The sequence below is a fragment of the Bellilinea sp. genome (assembly GCF_053501535.1).
In genome coordinates this window covers 1-17,744 of sequence record NZ_JBRCOK010000020.1, presented here as the reverse complement: position 1 = coordinate 17,744, position 17,744 = coordinate 1, and the positions used below count along the sequence as shown (strand labels likewise).

The window sequence follows — 17,744 nt, the reverse complement described above, 5'->3', positions numbered from 1 at the left end:
GCCAGCCCGCTTTCTTCGGCAATTGCGGCGGCGATAAAATCGGAATGGGCTACCGGCACGAGCGCAGGGCTGCCAAGTCCTATCCCGCTGCCCAGCAATCGCCCGGCGGCAACTGAAATCAGGGACTGGACGATTTGAAAGGAACGGTTGGCAGGATCAGCCCATGGGTCAAGCCAGGCTTCAATGCGCAGGCGGATGATGTCGAAAACCAGGCTGCCTGCCACTGTCGCAGCCAGCAAAAACAATCCACTGATGATTAAAATCCTTCTGCGACCGGCAGCCAGGAAAATCACAAGCGTATAAATTCCGATGATGAGAGTGGCAGCGCCAAGATCGCGCTGAAGCACAAGCATCAGGGCAGCCGAACCGGTCATGATCAGGGTGGGGGCAAGCAGGGCGGGCAGCCCAAAATGGAAGGGGATGCGATCTGCCAGATAGGCTGCCAGATAAATCACCAGCAGCAACTTTAACGGCTCGGATGGTTGCAAGTAAAGACCACAGCAGCCCAGCCACAGACGCGGGCCTTCGCCGGGCGGATAAGTGCCCAGTAAAAAAGTGAGCGCGGTCAGCAGTAAACCAACCGTCAGCCAGAGATATTTATAGCGGCGCAGCCAGCTGAACACCTGTGGATAGCGGTTTATGAGAATCAGGGCAATCATCCCGACGGTCAGCCAAAGGGTTTGGCGGTTGCCTAATTGGCTATCCAGCCGGTAAATGGTGAGCAATCCCCAACCGCTCAACAGGCCGGTGACTGGCAGGAGGTAAGGGTCGTGCTCTTCTAACTGGCGGTTAAGAAAGCGATAAGCCAGGCTGAAAAGCGCCAGCCAGCCTGCCCAGCCAATCCAGTGCAGCCAGCGGTACTCAACCTGAAAGGTATGCAGTCTGACCGCCGGGGAGAGCGTCAAAATCAGGCTGTAAAGGGTGAGCGCCAGCGCGGCTAACCCGATCAGCCTGCGCTCCAAGGGGTTTTGAGTGGCAGCAGCCGGAGGGAAAAGGAATCTCACGGTTTGAGGTATTTATCCACCAGTAACGAGAGTTTTTGACGTGTTTCCGGTGGAATGCGGGCTGGATCGGTGATGAGCGCTTTTTCAAGCGCAGAGCTGCAGTCACAGTCGGTGTTTTCGTCAAGCTGGGCTGCCAGCGTGCGAATGGTTTGCTGGGCGGCAGCCGTATTTTGAGAGAGGGTGCGGATGACCATCTCAACATTGACCGGCTCTTCTGCCAGATGCCAGACATCGTAATCGGTGATGTGCGCCAGGCTGGCATAGCACATTTCGGCCTCGCGTGCCAGAAAGATCTCCGGGCAGGTGGTCATCCCAATGATGGAAATGCCCCAGGCACGAAATAGGTGCGATTCGGCGCGGGTTGAAAAGCGGGGTCCTTCTATGGTAATGAAAGTTCCACCCTGATGGACTTCAACCCCAGTACTTACCGCGGCTTCGTACAACTGGCGGGAGAGACTTGCACAATAGGGGTCGGCCGTGCTGATGTGCGCCACCAGCCCTTCACCAAAGAATGTCCGTTTGCGGTCGCGGGTAAAATCTATCACCTGGTCGGGGATCACGAAATTGCCGGGTTTGTAATCATGGCGCAGCGATCCACAGGCGCTGACACCGATCACAAAGCGAACGCCCAGCTGTTTGAGGGCGAAAATGTTGGCGCGGTAATTGACCTCCGATGGCAGAATGTGATGCCCAATCCCATGCCGGGCGAGAAAGGCTACCCGTTTGTCTTCAAGGGTGCCGATCAGGATGGGGGCACTGGGTTTACCAAACGGGGTGTTGACTTCAATGGACTGGACATCTTCCAGTCCTTCAAAATGATACAGGCCGGAGCCGCCGATGATTCCGAGTATGGCTTGTTGACTCATGCTATTCTCCCTTTTGAATATTTTTTATTTTTTGGGTTCGATTTCAATGCGGAAAGTGAGTTGCCCACAGCGTAATTCGTCGCCGGAAACGATGACAGCCCGTGTGGTTAACCGTTCTCCATTCAGGAAACTGCCATTGGTCGAATTCAAATCTTCGACCCACCATTGATTTTGCTGGAAAGTAAAGCGGGCATGGCGCGCCGAGACGGTCTCGTGAGCAACCGGCAGATTACAGCCCGGATCGCGTCCCAAAATCACTTCGCTGGTCTGAAAGCGGGTGACCTCGTCGGATGGTGCATCCAACGGGGTGATCAGCAGCGCGGGAAGGGCTTCGTGGGTGAACTCCTGAGTTTTCAGGCGCAAATCCCGCCAGATGACGCTGAAAGCCCAGTACAAAAAGGCATACAGCAGCAGGGCGAACAGGATGCGTAAAACGAGGACAGCAATGGCGCTCATGCTGGCATTATACCGGAGGTTGGGCAGGGGATGTTCCGCCAACCGGGGAAGATTCACCGCTATCCTCGCCATAAATCAGCATGAAACCTGCCAGCGAAATGACATCCCCCGGAAAGAGGGTGGTTTGAGTGATGCGTTGTCCGTTGACAAAGGTCCCGCCGGAAGAGTTGAGATCGAACAAGATGGTTTGATTTTTAGTGCGGCGGATCTGCGCATGAGCACGGGAAACCCGCAGGTCTTCGATGACTAAGTGGTTGTCATTGCGTCTGCCGATGTTGATGACCGGTTGATCCAGAGGAAAGAATTGACTGCCGTGCAGTATCAGGTAAGCCCGTCTGTCTGAGGTGGATTGGCTGGTGACGCTTTCGTTTGAAAGATGCAGCACGGCGGTCGAGCCGGGTAGAGTATCCTGATAAGCGGCGGTGATGCGCGGGTTGCCGGGCGGCTGACGGGGATCTGCAACGATCTGAATCACCGGCGGGGCAGCAAAGGATGCGCCCGATTCACGCACGGTTTCGAGCAAGGTTTGGTTCAACCATGTCATCCATTCGGGATTGTTCTGCCATGTGGCTGCTTCTTCCGGGTGCATGGCAAACACCAGAACGTTGGGCAGGGGGAGATTTTCGTCGGTTTCCGCCAGCAATTGTTCACGCAGGGCTTCGACGATGAGAACTGCCAGCGGGGAGTGCTCCTTACGCCACGCCAGCCCAACCAGGCGGTTTTCGATCAAATCTTTGAGGCGGGACTCGATATCATCAAGACGGGATTTCATACTTTATAATTATAAGACCAGTCGAGGAAAGAAGATGAACCAGGCCGGATTTGAGGAACTTCAACATACTGCGGATTGGGCGCTGAGAGTTTGGGCGCCGAATCGGGAGGAGCTGTTCCGGCAGGCTGCCATCGGGATGAATGCCCTGATGGGGTTGAAATTGGAGGATGAACCTGTCCATAAAAAAGTGGAACTTTATCTATCGGCTGAAGATGATGAAAGTCTGCTGGTAGGCTTTTTGAATGAAATTCTATTTTATCTGGAAATTGAGCGAATCGGTTTCGAGGATTTTCCCTTAAAATTAAATGGCAACAGGTTAATTGCCGAATTATGGGGTAAACCAATCCGCAGCATCGAAAAACCGATTAAGGCAGTTACCTTTCACAATCTCGTCGTGCAACGCGGCGAAGATGGATTGGAAGCCCGCTTGGTGTTTGATGTGTAGCGAGGTGAGCCATGATTCGAATTCAGGACCTGAACAAAATTAGCGAATATGAGTGGGAGATTCCCAGGTCGTATCGGCAAGATATGCGCGTAGCCGTGCGGCTGTTTGTCACCCGGCGGCTGCTGGAAGCTGCCTTGCAGGATTTATCCATTGAGCAGGCCATCAATGCGGCGACACTGCCGGGGGTGGTTGAACCGGTGGTGGTGATGCCGGACATGCATCAGGGTTATGGTTTTCCGATTGGTGGAGTGGCGGCCACGCGTTATCCGAGCGGGGTCATCTCGCCGGGGGCAATTGGCTATGACATTAACTGCGGGGTGCGCCTGCTGGCTTCCACCATACCCTTGGAGGCGGCAGAAGAGCGATTAGATGATCTGGCGAACGCGCTTAATCAATATTGTCCCAGCGGCGTAGGAAGTGAAGGTTCCATCCACTTAACCACGGCCGAACTGGATGCGGTCTGTCGGCAGGGTGCGCGCTGGGCGTTGAAGAAGGGCATGGCCAGCGAGGAGGATTTACACCGCACTGAAGAGGGTGGCTGCCTGCAAGGGGCTGACCCGGGTAAGGTCAGCCAGCGTGCCAAACAGCGCGGCATGCTTCAGCTGGGAACGCTCGGGGCAGGCAATCACTTTATTGAGGTGGATGTCGTGGATCAGATTTTTGATGGCGAAGCCGCTGCAGCGATGGGTTTGCAGGAAGGCATGCTTACGTTGATGATCCACTGCGGTTCGCGCGGTTTTGGTCATCAGATTTGCACCGATTATGTGCAGGACTTACAATCTGCTGTCAAACGCTATGGCATCCAGCTGCCCGACCGTGAACTGGTATGTGCCCCGTTAGACAGCCCTGAGGGGCAGAATTATCTGGCTGCCATGCGATCAGCCGCAAATTATGCGTTCTGCAACCGGCAGATTCTTGCGCACCATGCCCGGCGCGCTTTTGAGGAGGTTTTTGCCGGCAGCGGGCTGCGCTGGCAGTTGCATCAGGTTTATGATATTGCCCACAACATGGGTAAAGTGGAAACCCACGACGTCAATGGCAGGAAAATGAAAGTGTGTGTGCATCGGAAAGGCGCAACCCGTGCGTTTGGACCGGGCAACCCCGAATTGCCGGATGTGTATAAACCAATCGGTCAGCCGGTGCTGGTGCCGGGCAGTATGGGGACGGCATCCTGGGTACTGGTTGGCACTGAGGACAGCATGGCGCGTTCGTGGGGTTCTACCTGTCACGGGGCCGGGCGGGTGCTCAGCCGCCACAAAGCGAAAAAAGACTTCCGCGGTGAACGCCTGCGCAACGACCTGGAACAATCCGGTATTCATGTGCGGGCCGGTTCAATGTCCGGGCTGGCGGAAGAAGCGCCGATGGCATATAAAGATGTAGATGAAGTGGTCGAAACGGTTAACGGGGCGGGCATTGCCCGCAAAGTTGCCCGGCTGCGCCCGGTAATTGTCATCAAGGGTTAATCCTGATCGCTGCTCTCCCCGCGGGGACTGCTGATCACAGCGGTGCGAGCGCGGGTCAGCTCAATCAGCGCTTTCACCGGCAGGCGGATGTTCAGCCCGCGCTGCCCGCCGGAGACATGAATTTTCTCGTGCTGCATGGCGGCCTCATCCAGCACTACTTGAAAACCGCGTTGCAACAAGGCCAGCGGGGAGATACCTCCAGCCTGCAGACCGGTCAGCTGTTCGGCTTCGCGCTGACTGGGGAGTTTTAACTTTTTCTCCCCTAAAAAAGCTGCCAGAGCTTTCAAATCCACCTGATGAGGGGCAGGAATGACCGCCAGAATGGGTTTACCGCCTTTTTCTCGGGTGACGACGATGGTTTTATAAATCAGGTTCGGGTCAACCCCCAGCAAACGGGCAGTATCCATTCCGCTGATTTTTTCGTTGGGCAGTTCAAAAGCCTCAAAAGGGATCTTTTTTGCAGTTAGAAGGCGGGTAACGTTGTTTGTGACCATTGTGACCCCTGGAATGGGTTGGTGCGCCAGCGCGGAGGACGCAGGTAAATGGGGTTGCTGAAAATCCAGCCACGCCGTTTGCCCAAATAATTGAGGTAGCATTCCACCCGATAAATGCCCGGTTCACGAGTAATGTGAGTACAAACCTCGTGGGTTGTCCATGTTTTGATGACTTTTCCATCTTTCAGTAAATTGCACTCCGTTTTAAGCGGGAGGCGGATTTGCAGAGTAATGGCGCTATCCATCATCAGTTCATCACCCATGATGGCCTTGCCGTTTTTGCCTTGTGCACTGAAGCGAAAACCGTGTGTGGGAGCTGGCAAATCATACCCGATAAAGCAATGCCCTTGCTGGAAGGCCTGATAAATCATCTTGCGATCGGCGGTGAGGTCTCCGCTGAGGGGTTCAGGAGTCAACAAATGGGTGTTGATCGCTCGGAAATGAAATTCATAGGGGTAAATGATTCGACGAAATGGGCCGAGGCGGATATCCAGCGCGTGGGCGTCGGAGCCGCCAATCGCAACAACTTTGTGGTCTTGCCTGAGCAGATCGTCCCAGCGCGCCAGCACCTCCGGGTGGGGGCCGTGGGCAAGGTATTGTGGGAAAAAACCGTAAAAAATGGCATCGCCCCAGTTTTTGATTTGGGTTTTCAGTTCGCTGAGTCCATTCCACAATTCAATGCCGGTGTAACCGGTCACCTGCCAGTCATCCCAGGAAATATCTTCCTCATGGAAAAGCGGTAAAGCCGGATCGCGGGGATGAGCAATGAAGGAAAGCCCGCCACTTTCACGAACGCGGTCAATCAGGCGCTGCGGGTCGTCTGCAAAACGAGCCATTTCCCGGTTACAACCCAACACCAGCAAATGCGATTTCTGCGGCAGGCGCGCCTGATCGTGGACTTCTTCTCCGATCAGCATCAGCAGGATCTTGCCATTTTTGCGGTGATAGCCTTCAAAGCCGTTGACCAATACGTTATGATCGGTTACGATGACGACATCCAAACCCGCTTGCAAGGCAGCCCGGGCAATGTCGGCATGCAGGCCGCTGCCGTCAGAATAGCGAGTGTGCATGTGCAGATTGGTGACCAGTTCGTGCATGATGGTTGACGATTTCCACCCTGAAACGGTATAATCGGGTCGTTCAAGATTAAGGAGGAACGAGCGTGGTAAATTACATTGACATTGCTTTGATTATAATCTCAATCGCGTTGATTGCGAGCGTGATCTTTCAAAATAAAGGCGTCGGTCTCGGCGGTTTGACCGGTGCAGATAGCAGTCAGGTTTTCACGGCTCGGCGCGGTCTGGAAAAAACCGTTTTCCTGATCACCATCGGACTGGCGATTCTCTTCGTCATCCTTACACTCCTTTCGGTTGCCATTGGTTCCTGAATCAAGCAGCAGGGATTCAAGATCAGGATATACTCCATACAGTTAAGGGCGATTGGCACCTTTCTGGGGAAATCGCCCTTTTAGGTTTAACTGAAAATGAAAAAATTTCGCTGGCAAATCCTCATAATTCTTCTGACCGGTTTGGTGGTTGGAATTTTGCTGCTCAGTGAGCAACCGGAGGGGGTAACTCAAATCGTGCCGGAACCGGTCACCGGCGGTTTTTACACCGAAGCGTTGATTGGTTCTTTACAGCGATTAAACCCCATCCTGGATTTTTACAATCCGGCTGACCGGGATGTGGACCGCCTTCTCTACAGCCGTCTGTTGTCCTTTGATGAACGCGGCATTCCGGTGCCCGATTTAGCCGCCTCTTGGGGAATTTCTCAGGACGGGACAATTTACAACTTTGAGATCAGACCGGAAGCCAAATGGCATGATGGTCAGCCGTTAACTGCCGCTGATATTGTCTTCACCATTGAGTTGCTGCGCAACGGCGGCGAAATTGTGCCGGCAGACCTGCAGCGTTTTTGGCGCGATGTAGAAGTTGTACAATTAAGCGAAACCCTCATCCAGTTCAAACTTCCGGAACCGTTTGCTCCATTTTTGGACTATTTGACTTTTGGCGTTGTTCCTCAGCATTTGTTAGGCGGCCGAACGATTGATCAGATCCGTGACTTGCAATTCAATATCCAACCGGTGGGTTCCGGACCGTACCGTTTTGATCAGTTGATTGTTGAAGACGGTCAAATTGTGGGGGTTTCCCTGCTGGCCTTTGAAGATTATTACGGCAAAAAACCGTTTATTCCGCAAGTCATCTTCCGCTACTTCCCGGACGCTGCTTCGGCTTTACAGGCCTATCAGGCTGACCGGGTGATGGGAATCAGCTCAATCAGCGAGGATGTGCTTGCTTCGGCGCTTGCCGAGCGAGATTTGGCAATCTACACCGGTCGAAAACCAGAACTCAGTTTGATTCTTTTCAATCACAAAAATCCCGAAGCAGGCTTTTTACAGAATCCCGAAATACGGCGGGCGCTGTATCTGGGAATCAACCGTCAGTATCTGGTGGATCGGGTGCTGGGTGGTCAGGCCATTCTGGCGGATGGGCCAATCTTCCCCGGTACGTGGGCATATTACGATGGTCTGCCGCGGGTCAATTATGATCCGGAGCGCGCCCGACAGATCTTGATAGATGCCGGTTATAGCCTGCCAGCCGAAGGCGGTGAGGTGCGGATCGGCAAGGACGGCGATGCGCTTCAATTTACAATGCTGGTGCCGGATACGGCTCGTTACCGAGCCCTTGCTGAAGCCATCCAGCAGGACTGGGCGGCGTTGAACGTGCAGGTCACGCTGGAGTTTTTACCCTATCCGGACATCATTGAACAACACCTGACCCTGCGAGATTATCAGGCCGCTCTGGTGGATTTGAATTTTACCCGCTCTCCCGATCCTGATCCCTATCCGTTTTGGGACTCCATTCAGGCCACGGGTGGGCAAAACTACACCCAGTGGGATCACAAAATTGCCAGCGAATATCTGGAGGAAGCCCGTATTACCCTTGACCTGAACGAACGTGCCCGTCTTTACCGTAATTTTCAGGTGATCTTTGCTGATGAATTGCCGGCGCTGCCGCTGTTTTACCCTGTCTACAACTACGGCGTAGACCGACAGGTGCAAGGGGTGCGGATGGGGCCGTTGCTGGAAAGCAGTGACCGCTTTACCACCCTGCTGGAATGGTATCTTTCCAGTCGCCCGGCAGCGGTAACACCTACCCCCTGAGTTCAGGATTTTGACCAATGACTTCCCTTTCTCATGACGCGGCCTTTCTTCAATCCGCTGCGCAGGTTTTGGAAGATTACCTGCTCTCGGAAGTATTGTTTTGGCCGCTGCAGCGCGAAAAAGGGGCAATGCTGGGCGGGGATTCAGATCAATTAACGCCCGGTAATTTACTCTTAAGCCTTGCCCGCCTCAGCAAGGAGGATTTGGCTGAACCTTCTCTTCAAACAGCTTTGCAGAGAATTGACGAAGTGCGCCAGCGGTGGAAATCGGCGTGGCTCAACAAATGCCGTAAAGAGTGGGAGCAGCGTTTGCGGCTCTGGCTGCACTATGTGGATGATTTACAGAGAGAAGACGGGCGGGTGTTACCTGCGGATTACTCCTTTCATGTCCGCCAGCGGGTCATTTTGGAGTTGTTGGGGAAAGAGATTGGCGATTTACCTCCTGAAAAAAGGCTGAAACTGCAAAGTGCTGATGAGGTTCTCCGTTCACTCAGCCAGCCGGGAGAATTCATCTGGCAAAAGGGTCTACAAGAGCGCTTCCCTGCTTCCTCGTTCTGGTATCTTTATATGAAAACTGGAAGAGGGATTTCTGAATGAGCAAAAAACGATTTTTTACCGGTAATGGTGATAACGGTACAACCGGACTACTGGGTGAGGGGCGGGTTTCCAAAAATCACCTGCGCATCGAGGCGCTCGGTTGTTTGGATGAAACTTCTGCTGCATTAGGTTTTGCGCGCAGTCTTACCCAGGATCAACACATTGCCGGGCTGGTTCTTCAAATTCAACGAGAATTGTATCAACTGATGGCGGAAGTCGCCGCTACGCCGGAAAATGCCGGGCAATTTCGTTCAATTACTGCCGAACATGTTCGCTGGCTCGAACAACAGGCCGATGAACTGAGCGAAGAAATTGAATTGCCGCGAGAATTTATTGTGCCGGGGGATACGGTTGCCGGGGGAGCATTCAGCCTGGCTAGAGCCATTTGCCGCCGGGCTGAAAGACGGGTGGTAGAATTGAACGAACAGGAAGGATTGCAAAATCCACACCTTATTCCTTACCTGAACCGTTTGTCCTCCCTGTGTTTTGTGCTTGAATTATACGAAACGCAGGTGAATAACAAAACACGCCCCACATTGGCAAAACGACGGGAAACATGACTGGCACAATCATCAACGTCATCACCATTCTGGTTGGCGGAGTGCTTGGCCTGGTGCTGGGCAGCCGACTGCCCGAGCGCTTACGCCAGACCGTAATGGCTGGGCTGGGTCTGTTTACCCTTGCCTTCGGCTTGAAAATGTTTTTGGACACACAGAATGCTCTGGTGGTGTTGATCAGTTTGCTGCTTGGCGCGGTCATTGGCGAGTGGTTGCGGATTGAGGATGGGTTAAGACGTTTGGGCGTCTGGCTGGAAGCGCGTTTTTCCAAAAACGGGGATTCTGCAGCGGATAACCGCTTTGTGCGCGGCTTCCTCACCGCATCGCTGGTCTTTTGTGTGGGTCCAATGGCGATTCTTGGTTCAATTCAGGATGGCTTGACCGGCAATTTTCAGACACTGGCCGTCAAAGCCATTCTGGATGGCTTTGGTGCGCTGGCATTCGCCTCCACGCTGGGGGTGGGGGTGCTGTTCTCGGCGGTGGTGCTGCTGGGTTATCAGGGCAGCATCAGCCTGATGGCAGCCCAATTGCAGGCGCTGGTTACCCCGGCAATGATGCAGGAATTGAACGCTACCGGCGGGGTGATTTTGCTGGCGATCGCGATCGGCAGTCTGCTGGAGATTAAGCCCATTCGCGCCGGCAACTTTCTGCCGGCGCTGGTCATTGCTCCATTGATGGTGGTATTGATGCAGTTCCTGGGGGTTTATTGATTGGCCGGGTTCAGCTTTGCCAGTTCCTGATCAATGGTTTCAAATAATTCGGCTTGTCCCACCAGTTGTCCGTTCACGTTAAAAGTGGGGGTGCCGGTTACGCCCAAACCGCTGGCATAGCGGGCATCATCCAGTACTCGCTGCTGATATTGACGGCTGTTGTAGCAGCGGTCAAATGCAGCCGTATCCAGATTCAGCTGGCGGGCAATGCCTTTCAGCATGGCGTCATTGAGTTCTGCACCAAAATTGGCAAAGACATAATCGTGATATTCCCAGAATTTACCCTGATCAAGGGCACAGTAAGCAGCTTCGGCTGCCCGGTAGGATTCTGGGCTGATAAAACTGAGCGGCACATATTTGAAGTAGACTTTACCGGTGGCAACATATTCCTCAACCAGACGTTTTTCAGATCTCTCCCAAAAATCGCGGCAATGAACGCACTTGAAATCCGAGTACTCTTCAATTTTTATGGGGGCGTTCGGGTCTCCAACGGCCTGGCCGTCAATTTGCGGGCGGGTGAACATCTCCGGTTTGGTAATCCGGTCGGCACTGGCGGGCTGGTTGGATACAATCAATAAAACAGCAATAGCAACGGCTACAACCGAAATGACGCTGATCAGGATAATGCGGTTTCGTTGTTCCTGCTTGCGGCGCTGTTCGCGAAGGGCGACTTTGCGGCTGGATTCTTTTGATTTGCCTGACATTCTTCCTCCGTGGATGAGCAAAATCGTTTAATGTTGAACAAATTTTGCCATAGATGATGAGATTTGTCCAGAAGAAATCAATCTACACAGGTTGGCATGTGTTGCTAGAAAACCATCAATCTGCATAATACGTCCACACGGAGAAACTCTGATCGCTGCGTTTGAAACCAATTTTCTGGTACAAAGAGAGCGAAGCGTGATTGTCATTCTGGGTGTTGACGGATAATTCCCAACATCCATCCCGTTTACAACGCTGGATTAAATCGGCGACCAGAGCAAAGCCAATGTGCTGCCGTGTGTGCGAAGGAAGGACCGCCAGCCGGGCAAGATGAACGGAAAAAAGATTGGAGGTGCTGATTTGAAATCCAACAACCTGACCATCCAACTCGGCTACGGTGGCGTAGCGGGCGCGCTGAAATGAGATTTCGATCTGGGGAAGCGAGTTTTGCCAAATCGGTTCAAACGCCTGCTGGTCAATGGCTGCAACTCGCGGCAGGTCTTCTTCTTCCATCGGACGGATGAATACCGAAGGTGGAATTGGCAAATCGTCTTCTCCCCTGTCGTTTAATTCGCGATACAGGGTCACAATGGATTGATGATACAGAAATCCAACACCGGTCAGCAGGGGAATCAGCCATTCCTTCAACCCCAACGCAGCAATGGTAGGCATGTTTTGGGGGTCAAAATGTGCCAGACATTTGTTCATGAGCGTCTCCCAGTGCTCTTCCGGAGAAACGCCCCGGCGGCAGGCGTACATGCGCAGCCATGCAATGCCAGCCGGTTCTTCGATCAAAGCCAGCGCAGCGCAAATTCCCCGCGCGTCTTCAACAACCCAAAAGGGTTGCTTGCCGATCCAGTCCAGTGGTGAAGACCAGTCCAGATGGTAAAAGACATGATCGGCATGATCGAGTTCAGTCGAAAGTACTGGACGATCCTCTGGGTTGGCAGGACGAATTATGAGTTGCTCTGACATATAAACTGGTCAAATGAACGAGGGCTATTTCATTCCGCTTAAGCGGCGGATGATGCCCATCAAACTCCGCAGCAGCCGGTCTTTCATGGACAATTTGCGCTTTTCTTCTAGCGCAGCATCCATGCTGACGAGAGACTCAATGCGTTTGCCCTGCCGCAATTGAATGGTAGAAATGCGCTGCAAGACATACGCGCGCATCTCCTTTTCTGAAATCTGTTTGAACAAAGCCGCAGATTGGTTGAACAAATTGAGGGCTTCATCAAAGCGTTTCAAATCTTCCAATGCGCTGGCAAGATTGGCAAGCGCCATGGCCTGACGTTTAAGGTCGCCGGCAGATGCAAACACCTGTTCGGTGCCGAGGGCTGCCTGATACGCCTCTTCGGGTTTTCCGGCTTTGAGCAGCGCAACCGAGAGGTTGTTTTTCATTTCCGCCTGTTGGAGCGACTGATTTTCTGCCGATAAGGCTTCAACCGCCTGAGCAAAGGCTTTTGCAGCAGTTTCGTACTCCTCGTTCTGGTAGGCTTCCCATGCTTTTTGAGTAATGAGCTGAATGTCGGCTTCGGACATGGTACATTCCTCGTGCAGCGGTATTAGTAGGTAATTTCCAGCAATCCTTCGGCAACTGCCCGCAACTTTTCTACGGAAAGTTCACTTAATCGCATGGCCAGTTTCAGGTAGGGTAAATTGACCGGTTTGCATATAAATTCGCGCACATCCTCGGGCAATTCCATGAAGCGTTGAATGGCAATCCTTTCCGCACGCCATTGTCCAATCGGACCGCGCTGGTCAAAAAGTTCTTCCATGCGGATTTGTAAGTGGTCGGTGAGGATTTCCAGTTCTGGCAGCGGGATGGCTTTTTCACCCAATTCGTAGGATTCAATCCGCTCTTTGGGTATGGCTGTCTTTTCTTCCATTTGTTGCAACGTCAGGTTCAGGGTTTGACGTGTCATCCGCAGGCGTGCGCCGATAATTTTATGGCGCAAAGCCACATAAGCCGGGGATTGTTCAAATGGCTCCTGCAGTCCCTGCCCCAACAGGGATTGTGCGCTCCAAAAATGTTCTAATGGGATATCCAGGTAGTAGGCAAACGCTTCCAGCTGCGGTAAAGAGGGTGCAAGCAACCCGGCTTCAATCTGTTCGTATTGCGCGGGGGTTATTCCCATTGCCCGTGCGCACTGTTCGACACTGCGGTTGCGCGAAATTCGGGCGTCATAAATCAATAATCCCAGTTTGCGGGTTCGTAATTGGGTTGCCTGTTGGATAGTTTTCATCGAATACCTCACCGAAGCGGGATGAAACAGCCGTTCATCCCATTATAGCATTGCCCAAAAAAATTTATCTACGCCTTCCCAGCATACTGCTGAGGTCGGCGCCAAATACCTCTGGTCCCAGTTTGAAGCCGGCTGCTTCCAACCGCGGCATGAAAAGCGGGCGAATACCGGTTGGCTTCAGTTCACCAATCACTTTGCCGTCGGGGTCAATACCGGTTTGCTGGAATTTGAAAATATCTGTCATCACGACTGTTTCACCTTCCATACCGGCAATTTCGGTAATGGAAGTAACTTTACGGGTACCATCCTTAAGGCGGGACTGCTGAATGATCATGTCAATGGCAGAGGCAATTTGTTCGCGAATCACCCGGACAGGCAGATCCATACCCGCCATAAGGCACATCGTTTCCAAACGGGAAATGGCATCACGCGGTGTATTGGCGTGCAAAGTGGTCAGTGAGCCGTCATGACCGGTATTCATCGCCTGAAGCATATCTAGCGCTTCACCGCCGCGTACTTCACCAACAATAATCCGATCCGGACGCATTCGCAGCGCATTGCGCACCAGATCCCGAATGGTTACCACGCCTTTTCCTTCGATGTTCGGGGGTTTGGTTTCCAGTCTGACGACGTGTTCCTGTTGAAGTTTCAACTCGGCAGCGTCTTCGATGGTCACAATTCGTTCTTCTTCAGGGATGAAACTGGAAAGGACATTCAGCAGGGTGGTTTTACCGGAACCGGTGCCGCCGGAAATGACAATGTTCAGGCGCGCCATGACGCAGGCGCGGATGAACTCCGCCATGGTGGGGGTCAGCGAGCCAAAGCGAATCAGATCCTCGATGGAAAGTTTCTCCTTTTGAAATTTGCGAATTGTGATGGTCGGACCGTCAATGGCAACCGGTGGGATGACAGCGTTGACGCGTGAGCCGTCTGGCAGGCGGGCATCTACGGTGGGGCTGTCCGGATCAATTCGCCGGCCCAAGGGCAGAATGATCTTTTCAATAATGCGCATAACGGCGGCATCGTCTTCAAAGGTGATGTTGGTTTTGAGGATTTTCCCCTTCTTTTCGATATAGACCTTTTTTGCACCATTGACCATCACTTCGCTGATTTCCGGGTCATCTAAAAGCGGTTGAAGGATGCCGAATCCCAGCAGTTCATCCATGATTTCGCGGAACAATTGATCGCGCAGGGTGGTCGGCAGGCTGATTTTCAAACCGTTGTACGCCTGCTGAAGCAGTTGAGAGACTACTTTGCGGCGGTCTTCGTTCAGGCGCGGGTTGTTTTCCAATTCGCGGGAAATCAGGTTGATCAGATGATTTTTAAGTTTTGAAATTTCGGCAGCGTGTTGTGAAGGAATTGCCGGATTCATGGTTCACCTGCCTTATTTTCTTTCAATTCGCTTTGGGGTAATACCCATTCAATATTGGCGACATTAACCGCTACGAACGCGCTTTCGTACAGGAGATTTTTACCGTCACGGTCAAAAATTTTGGCTTTCGTTACCGCCAAAAATGCGGTGGTTCGATCCAGCTCATCTTTAAGGCGGTCTTCGGGGCGGACATGAACGCAGCCGTAAATGCAGCTGCTCGCAGTTTGAATGACGACATCCACCGGTTCTTTGGTGACAACCTGAGTAAAAATCTTCCCTTTTTCTTCAAAGTTTGCAAACATAATGAGTTAGGCCTTTCTTTCAGGAGTGGGTAGCCTGATCGGGCGCCGGCATTAAATAACCCAATCCGGAGCGGGTAACAATGTGTTGTGGGTTATGCGGGTCATCTTCCAGTTTCTGGCGCAAACGGGCAATACTGACCCATAAAATTTCCTTATCCTCGCGGTAGGACTCGCCCCAAACTGCGGTGAGCAATTCCTCGGCAGTCAGGATGCGCCCGGCATGCTGGGCAAATTGAATCAACAGCCGGTATTCGGTGGCTGAAAGGTAAATTTGCCGGTCATCCTTCCAAACTTCAGCGCGGGCAAAATCAATGCGTAAATTTTTATGGGAGAAGTACCGATTTTGGATGCCGTGTTGGGGGGTTTTGGCGCGGCGCAGTACGGCGCGTACCCGGGCAACCAGTTCTGTAGCCGAGAAAGGTTTGGTCACATAATCATCTGCGCCAACATTCAAACCCTTGACGCGGTCCTGTTCCTCTCCCCGGGCGGTCAACATGATGATGGGTACATCCGAAAACTGACGGATACGCTCGCAGGTGCTGAAACCATCCAGGCGCGGCATTGCCACATCCAGAATGATTAAGTCCGGCTGGCGCGAGGTAACCAGTTCGATGGCTTCTTCTCCATCCCGCGCTGCAATCACTTCATAGCCTTCGGTTTCGAGGTTTACCCGTAACAGATGCCGGTACAATTGTTCATCGTCCACTACCAAAATCCGGGTGCCCATTTTTTCGTCCTCCTTTGGTCGCTCACCCGCTATCCGCGGGTCAGGATATTTCAATCAATTGTTTCAGGTAAGAAAATATGGAAGGTGGTGCCTTCTCCAATTTTGGATGTTAACGTGATTTCACCGTGATGAGCCTGAATGATTTGACGACAAATAAACAGACCCAGCCCGGAACCGTGTACGTTGGTTTGCTGATCGGGAACTCGAAAAAAGCGATCAAAAATGCGTTCCTGATACTTTTCAGGGATGCCCGGGCCTTCATCGCGAATGTCTACTTTGACGCCGTTTCTGACCGATTTGATTGTAATATAGACCGGTGAAGCAGGTGCGTATTTTTCAGCGTTTGTGAGCAGGTTTTCAAACACCTGAACCAAGCGGCGCGGATCGGCCTGGATGGGTTTAAGCGGCTGCTCGATGTCGGTATGAATCACCAGACCGGGATGGTGAAGTGCGAGCCGGGTCAACAGGTCGTTGACCAGTGATTCGAGGCGCACTTGTTGAAAGTTCATTACAATCTGGCCGGCCTGTAATTTCGCCGAATCCAGCAAATTGGCAATCAAGTCTTGCAGGCGGTCGGTTTCGGTATCAATGATGGACAAAAATTCCCGCTGAGTTTTTTCATCCCAATTGGCATCGGTACGAAGCAGGGTGGTGGTGTAACCTTTGATAAATCCAAGGGGAGTGCGCAGCTCATGAGAAACGGTTGAGATAAAATCCTCCTGAACCTGAAACACGCGGTATTGGAATTCAAGGTGGTCGCGATCGCGTTTGAGGTGTTCGTATTGAATTTGCCGGGAGAGCAGCCGGGCAAGCAGGTGGGCAAATTTGATTTGCTCCGCCGAATAAGGCGGGCTGCCGAAGCGAATGAATACAAGAGCGCCATACACCTGCGAAGGGGTCGCCAACGGCAGCGCCAGGGTGTAGGGCTGTTTCAAGCGGTTAAGCGGGTCGGCTTCTTCGGGTTCCTGCAGCACGATCTGGCGTGATTCGATTACGCGTGTGGCAATAATTTCCCCCCAGGCAACATCCGCTTCAGCAGATTTGCCCCTACCGGTGGCTTTGGCAAAAGCGGCTTCAAGAGTGAGAGTCATCGGATCCAGCAGGTAAATAACCAGATTGTCAAAAATGAAATAGGGACGGATCATCTTTACCAGCTGGTTTGCGGACTCTCGCCACGATTTCATCTCCCAAAAGGTTTGAACGATTTGGAAGAAAATATCCGCATCGAGGTCTTTCATAGGATTTTCTTTATTATTCATCCGAATTAAGCCTCCTTGAAAGGCGCCAGTTTTCGCTTCAGTGCAAAGGAAAAACGGCTGCCTCTTCCCATTTCTGAAAGGACTTGAATGGATGAGTCGTGGGCCTCGATGATTTTTTGTGCCAGAGAAAGCCCAAGTCCGGTGCCGCCGTATTTGCGGGTAGGGCTGTTGTCCAATTGATGGAAAGGTTCAAAAAGTTCACTCATCCGGTTGGGTGGAATGCCAATACCGGTGTCGCTCACCCGGACGGTTACGTGCAGGTCGTCCGGGATGAGTTCCACACTGATTTTTCCGCCCGGCGGGGTGAATTTGATGGCGTTATCGAGCAGCTGGTAGATTACCCAGCCAATTTTTTCCTGATCGCCGTACACGACAGGCACCTCGGCGGGTGAGATCAGGCGAATTTCGTGTTGATGGTCTCTGGCTTTGGTATGAATCTGAGCGATAATTTCACTGGAAAGAGCACGCAGGTCGAGCGGTAGCCACTGGATAGGCAGTTGAGTCCGTTCGGAAGTGGCAAAGAGGATCAAATCCTCAATCAATCTCTCCAACCGGTCGGTGGAACGCTGCATGGTGCGCAACGCGTTCATTTGATCGGGGTTTAATTCCC

Annotated in this window: 22 protein-coding genes; 7 read left to right on the top strand and 15 right to left on the bottom strand. The window is 52.6% G+C overall.

Annotated elements, in window-relative coordinates; genetic code table 11:
• The 4 genes from ACWIZX_RS01515 to ACWIZX_RS01500 all read right to left on the bottom strand — a co-directional run.
• Positions 1-1,004, bottom strand: a 1,004-nt coding sequence (locus ACWIZX_RS01515; protein ID WP_448334601.1) for an FtsW/RodA/SpoVE family cell cycle protein, incomplete at its 3' end; no start/stop codon positions are given.
• Positions 1,001-1,870: an S-methyl-5'-thioadenosine phosphorylase gene (mtnP, locus tag ACWIZX_RS01510; protein ID WP_322794152.1), complete on the bottom strand. Its 870-nt coding sequence runs from the start codon at positions 1,868-1,870 to the stop codon at positions 1,001-1,003. The genes mtnP and ACWIZX_RS01515, both read right to left, overlap by 4 nt.
• Before the next feature lie 24 nt (positions 1,871-1,894).
• Positions 1,895-2,326 (bottom strand): FHA domain-containing protein, encoded by a 432-nt coding sequence (locus tag ACWIZX_RS01505; RefSeq protein WP_322794151.1) that lies wholly within the window; start codon positions 2,324-2,326, stop codon positions 1,895-1,897.
• Positions 2,327-2,333: 7 nt separating this feature from the next.
• The gene (locus ACWIZX_RS01500; RefSeq protein ID WP_448334600.1) at positions 2,334-3,098 is read right to left on the bottom strand and encodes an FHA domain-containing protein; all 765 of its coding nucleotides are present in this window, start codon (positions 3,096-3,098) and stop codon (positions 2,334-2,336) included.
• Between the two features lie 34 nt (positions 3,099-3,132).
• Between ACWIZX_RS01500 and ACWIZX_RS01495 the strand changes: the two genes are divergently transcribed.
• On the top strand, positions 3,133-3,543 hold the full coding sequence (locus ACWIZX_RS01495; RefSeq protein WP_448334599.1) for an archease: 411 nt from the start codon (positions 3,133-3,135) through the stop codon (positions 3,541-3,543).
• A gap of 11 nt (positions 3,544-3,554) precedes the next feature.
• Positions 3,555-5,006: an RtcB family protein gene (locus tag ACWIZX_RS01490; protein WP_448334598.1), complete on the top strand. Its 1,452-nt coding sequence runs from the start codon at positions 3,555-3,557 to the stop codon at positions 5,004-5,006.
• Here the strand turns inward: ACWIZX_RS01490 and ACWIZX_RS01485 are convergent.
• Together ACWIZX_RS01485 and ACWIZX_RS01480 are read right to left on the bottom strand one after the other, a co-directional pair.
• Positions 5,003-5,500 (bottom strand): YbaK/EbsC family protein, encoded by a 498-nt coding sequence (locus tag ACWIZX_RS01485; RefSeq protein WP_448334597.1) that lies wholly within the window; start codon positions 5,498-5,500, stop codon positions 5,003-5,005. The two genes, ACWIZX_RS01490 and ACWIZX_RS01485, sit on opposite strands and share 4 nt — an antisense overlap.
• Entirely contained in the window at positions 5,470-6,597 is a 1,128-nt protein-coding gene (locus ACWIZX_RS01480; RefSeq protein ID WP_448334596.1) for a CehA/McbA family metallohydrolase, read from the bottom strand. The genes ACWIZX_RS01485 and ACWIZX_RS01480 overlap by 31 nt, the downstream gene beginning before the upstream one ends.
• A gap of 65 nt (positions 6,598-6,662) precedes the next feature.
• Between ACWIZX_RS01480 and secG the strand changes: the two genes are divergently transcribed.
• From secG to ACWIZX_RS01455, 5 genes are all read left to right on the top strand, one after another.
• Positions 6,663-6,887 carry a preprotein translocase subunit SecG gene (secG, locus tag ACWIZX_RS01475; RefSeq protein WP_061914708.1) on the top strand — a complete coding sequence of 75 codons (225 nt, stop codon included), beginning with the start codon at positions 6,663-6,665 and terminating at the stop codon, positions 6,885-6,887.
• Positions 6,888-6,983: 96 nt separating this feature from the next.
• Complete coding sequence (locus tag ACWIZX_RS01470) at positions 6,984-8,663, top strand: ABC transporter substrate-binding protein (protein ID WP_322792796.1); 1,680 nt, start codon at positions 6,984-6,986, stop codon at positions 8,661-8,663.
• Between the two features lie 17 nt (positions 8,664-8,680).
• On the top strand, positions 8,681-9,259 hold the full coding sequence (locus tag ACWIZX_RS01465; RefSeq protein ID WP_322792795.1) for a hypothetical protein: 579 nt from the start codon (positions 8,681-8,683) through the stop codon (positions 9,257-9,259).
• Positions 9,256-9,819: a cob(I)yrinic acid a,c-diamide adenosyltransferase gene (locus ACWIZX_RS01460; RefSeq protein WP_322792794.1), complete on the top strand. Its 564-nt coding sequence runs from the start codon at positions 9,256-9,258 to the stop codon at positions 9,817-9,819. The genes ACWIZX_RS01465 and ACWIZX_RS01460 overlap by 4 nt, the downstream gene beginning before the upstream one ends.
• Positions 9,816-10,526, top strand: a complete 711-nt coding sequence (locus ACWIZX_RS01455; RefSeq protein WP_322792793.1) for a DUF554 domain-containing protein — start codon at positions 9,816-9,818, stop codon at positions 10,524-10,526. Before ACWIZX_RS01460 ends, ACWIZX_RS01455 begins: the two co-directional genes overlap by 4 nt.
• Here ACWIZX_RS01455 and ACWIZX_RS01450 read toward each other — a convergent pair.
• From ACWIZX_RS01450 to ACWIZX_RS01410, 9 genes are all read right to left on the bottom strand, one after another.
• A complete protein-coding gene (locus tag ACWIZX_RS01450) occupies positions 10,520-11,230 on the bottom strand; it encodes a DsbA family protein (RefSeq protein ID WP_322792792.1) in 711 nt (236 codons plus the stop codon). The genes ACWIZX_RS01455 and ACWIZX_RS01450 overlap by 7 nt on opposite strands.
• Positions 11,231-11,345: 115 nt before the next feature.
• Positions 11,346-12,203, bottom strand: coding sequence for an N-acetyltransferase family protein (locus ACWIZX_RS01445; protein ID WP_448334595.1), 858 nt, complete (start codon positions 12,201-12,203; stop codon positions 11,346-11,348).
• A gap of 24 nt (positions 12,204-12,227) precedes the next feature.
• The gene (locus ACWIZX_RS01440; RefSeq protein WP_448334594.1) at positions 12,228-12,770 is read right to left on the bottom strand and encodes a hypothetical protein; all 543 of its coding nucleotides are present in this window, start codon (positions 12,768-12,770) and stop codon (positions 12,228-12,230) included.
• 23 nt (positions 12,771-12,793) lie between these two features.
• Positions 12,794-13,474: a helix-turn-helix domain-containing protein gene (locus tag ACWIZX_RS01435; RefSeq protein WP_322792789.1), complete on the bottom strand. Its 681-nt coding sequence runs from the start codon at positions 13,472-13,474 to the stop codon at positions 12,794-12,796.
• Positions 13,475-13,538: 64 nt separating this feature from the next.
• A complete protein-coding gene (locus ACWIZX_RS01430; RefSeq protein ID WP_448334593.1) occupies positions 13,539-14,846 on the bottom strand; it encodes a CpaF family protein in 1,308 nt (435 codons plus the stop codon).
• Positions 14,843-15,148 carry a DUF6812 domain-containing protein gene (locus ACWIZX_RS01425; protein WP_322791920.1) on the bottom strand — a complete coding sequence of 102 codons (306 nt, stop codon included), beginning with the start codon at positions 15,146-15,148 and terminating at the stop codon, positions 14,843-14,845. Before ACWIZX_RS01425 ends, ACWIZX_RS01430 begins: the two co-directional genes overlap by 4 nt.
• A 19-nt stretch (positions 15,149-15,167) precedes the next feature.
• A complete protein-coding gene (locus ACWIZX_RS01420; protein ID WP_322791919.1) occupies positions 15,168-15,875 on the bottom strand; it encodes a response regulator transcription factor in 708 nt (235 codons plus the stop codon).
• 50 nt (positions 15,876-15,925) lie between these two features.
• Positions 15,926-17,134 (bottom strand): GAF domain-containing sensor histidine kinase, encoded by a 1,209-nt coding sequence (locus tag ACWIZX_RS01415; RefSeq protein ID WP_322791918.1) that lies wholly within the window; start codon positions 17,132-17,134, stop codon positions 15,926-15,928.
• A 5-nt stretch (positions 17,135-17,139) separates the two neighbouring features.
• Positions 17,140-17,744 (bottom strand): sensor histidine kinase (locus ACWIZX_RS01410; RefSeq protein WP_448334592.1); only part of this gene is annotated, 605 nt, incomplete at its 5' end.

Coding starts and splice junctions, on each gene's coding strand:
- ACWIZX_RS01450 (WP_322792792.1), bottom strand. CDS start 11,230: ATGTCAGGCAAATCAAAAGAATCCAGCCGCAAAGTCGCCCTTCGCGAA.
- ACWIZX_RS01505 (WP_322794151.1), bottom strand. CDS start 2,326: ATGAGCGCCATTGCTGTCCTCGTTTTACGCATCCTGTTCGCCCTGCTG.
- ACWIZX_RS01445 (WP_448334595.1), bottom strand. CDS start 12,203: ATGTCAGAGCAACTCATAATTCGTCCTGCCAACCCAGAGGATCGTCCA.
- ACWIZX_RS01490 (WP_448334598.1), top strand. CDS start 3,555: ATGATTCGAATTCAGGACCTGAACAAAATTAGCGAATATGAGTGGGAG.
- ACWIZX_RS01470 (WP_322792796.1), top strand. CDS start 6,984: ATGAAAAAATTTCGCTGGCAAATCCTCATAATTCTTCTGACCGGTTTG.
- ACWIZX_RS01500 (WP_448334600.1), bottom strand. CDS start 3,098: ATGAAATCCCGTCTTGATGATATCGAGTCCCGCCTCAAAGATTTGATC.
- ACWIZX_RS01460 (WP_322792794.1), top strand. CDS start 9,256: ATGAGCAAAAAACGATTTTTTACCGGTAATGGTGATAACGGTACAACC.
- ACWIZX_RS01480 (WP_448334596.1), bottom strand. CDS start 6,597: ATGCACGAACTGGTCACCAATCTGCACATGCACACTCGCTATTCTGAC.
- mtnP (WP_322794152.1), bottom strand. CDS start 1,870: ATGAGTCAACAAGCCATACTCGGAATCATCGGCGGCTCCGGCCTGTAT.
- ACWIZX_RS01485 (WP_448334597.1), bottom strand. CDS start 5,500: ATGGTCACAAACAACGTTACCCGCCTTCTAACTGCAAAAAAGATCCCT.
- ACWIZX_RS01420 (WP_322791919.1), bottom strand. CDS start 15,875: ATGGGCACCCGGATTTTGGTAGTGGACGATGAACAATTGTACCGGCAT.
- ACWIZX_RS01440 (WP_448334594.1), bottom strand. CDS start 12,770: ATGTCCGAAGCCGACATTCAGCTCATTACTCAAAAAGCATGGGAAGCC.
- ACWIZX_RS01415 (WP_322791918.1), bottom strand. CDS start 17,134: ATGAATAATAAAGAAAATCCTATGAAAGACCTCGATGCGGATATTTTC.
- ACWIZX_RS01495 (WP_448334599.1), top strand. CDS start 3,133: ATGAACCAGGCCGGATTTGAGGAACTTCAACATACTGCGGATTGGGCG.
- ACWIZX_RS01425 (WP_322791920.1), bottom strand. CDS start 15,148: ATGTTTGCAAACTTTGAAGAAAAAGGGAAGATTTTTACTCAGGTTGTC.
- ACWIZX_RS01455 (WP_322792793.1), top strand. CDS start 9,816: ATGACTGGCACAATCATCAACGTCATCACCATTCTGGTTGGCGGAGTG.
- ACWIZX_RS01435 (WP_322792789.1), bottom strand. CDS start 13,474: ATGAAAACTATCCAACAGGCAACCCAATTACGAACCCGCAAACTGGGA.
- ACWIZX_RS01430 (WP_448334593.1), bottom strand. CDS start 14,846: ATGAATCCGGCAATTCCTTCACAACACGCTGCCGAAATTTCAAAACTT.
- ACWIZX_RS01465 (WP_322792795.1), top strand. CDS start 8,681: ATGACTTCCCTTTCTCATGACGCGGCCTTTCTTCAATCCGCTGCGCAG.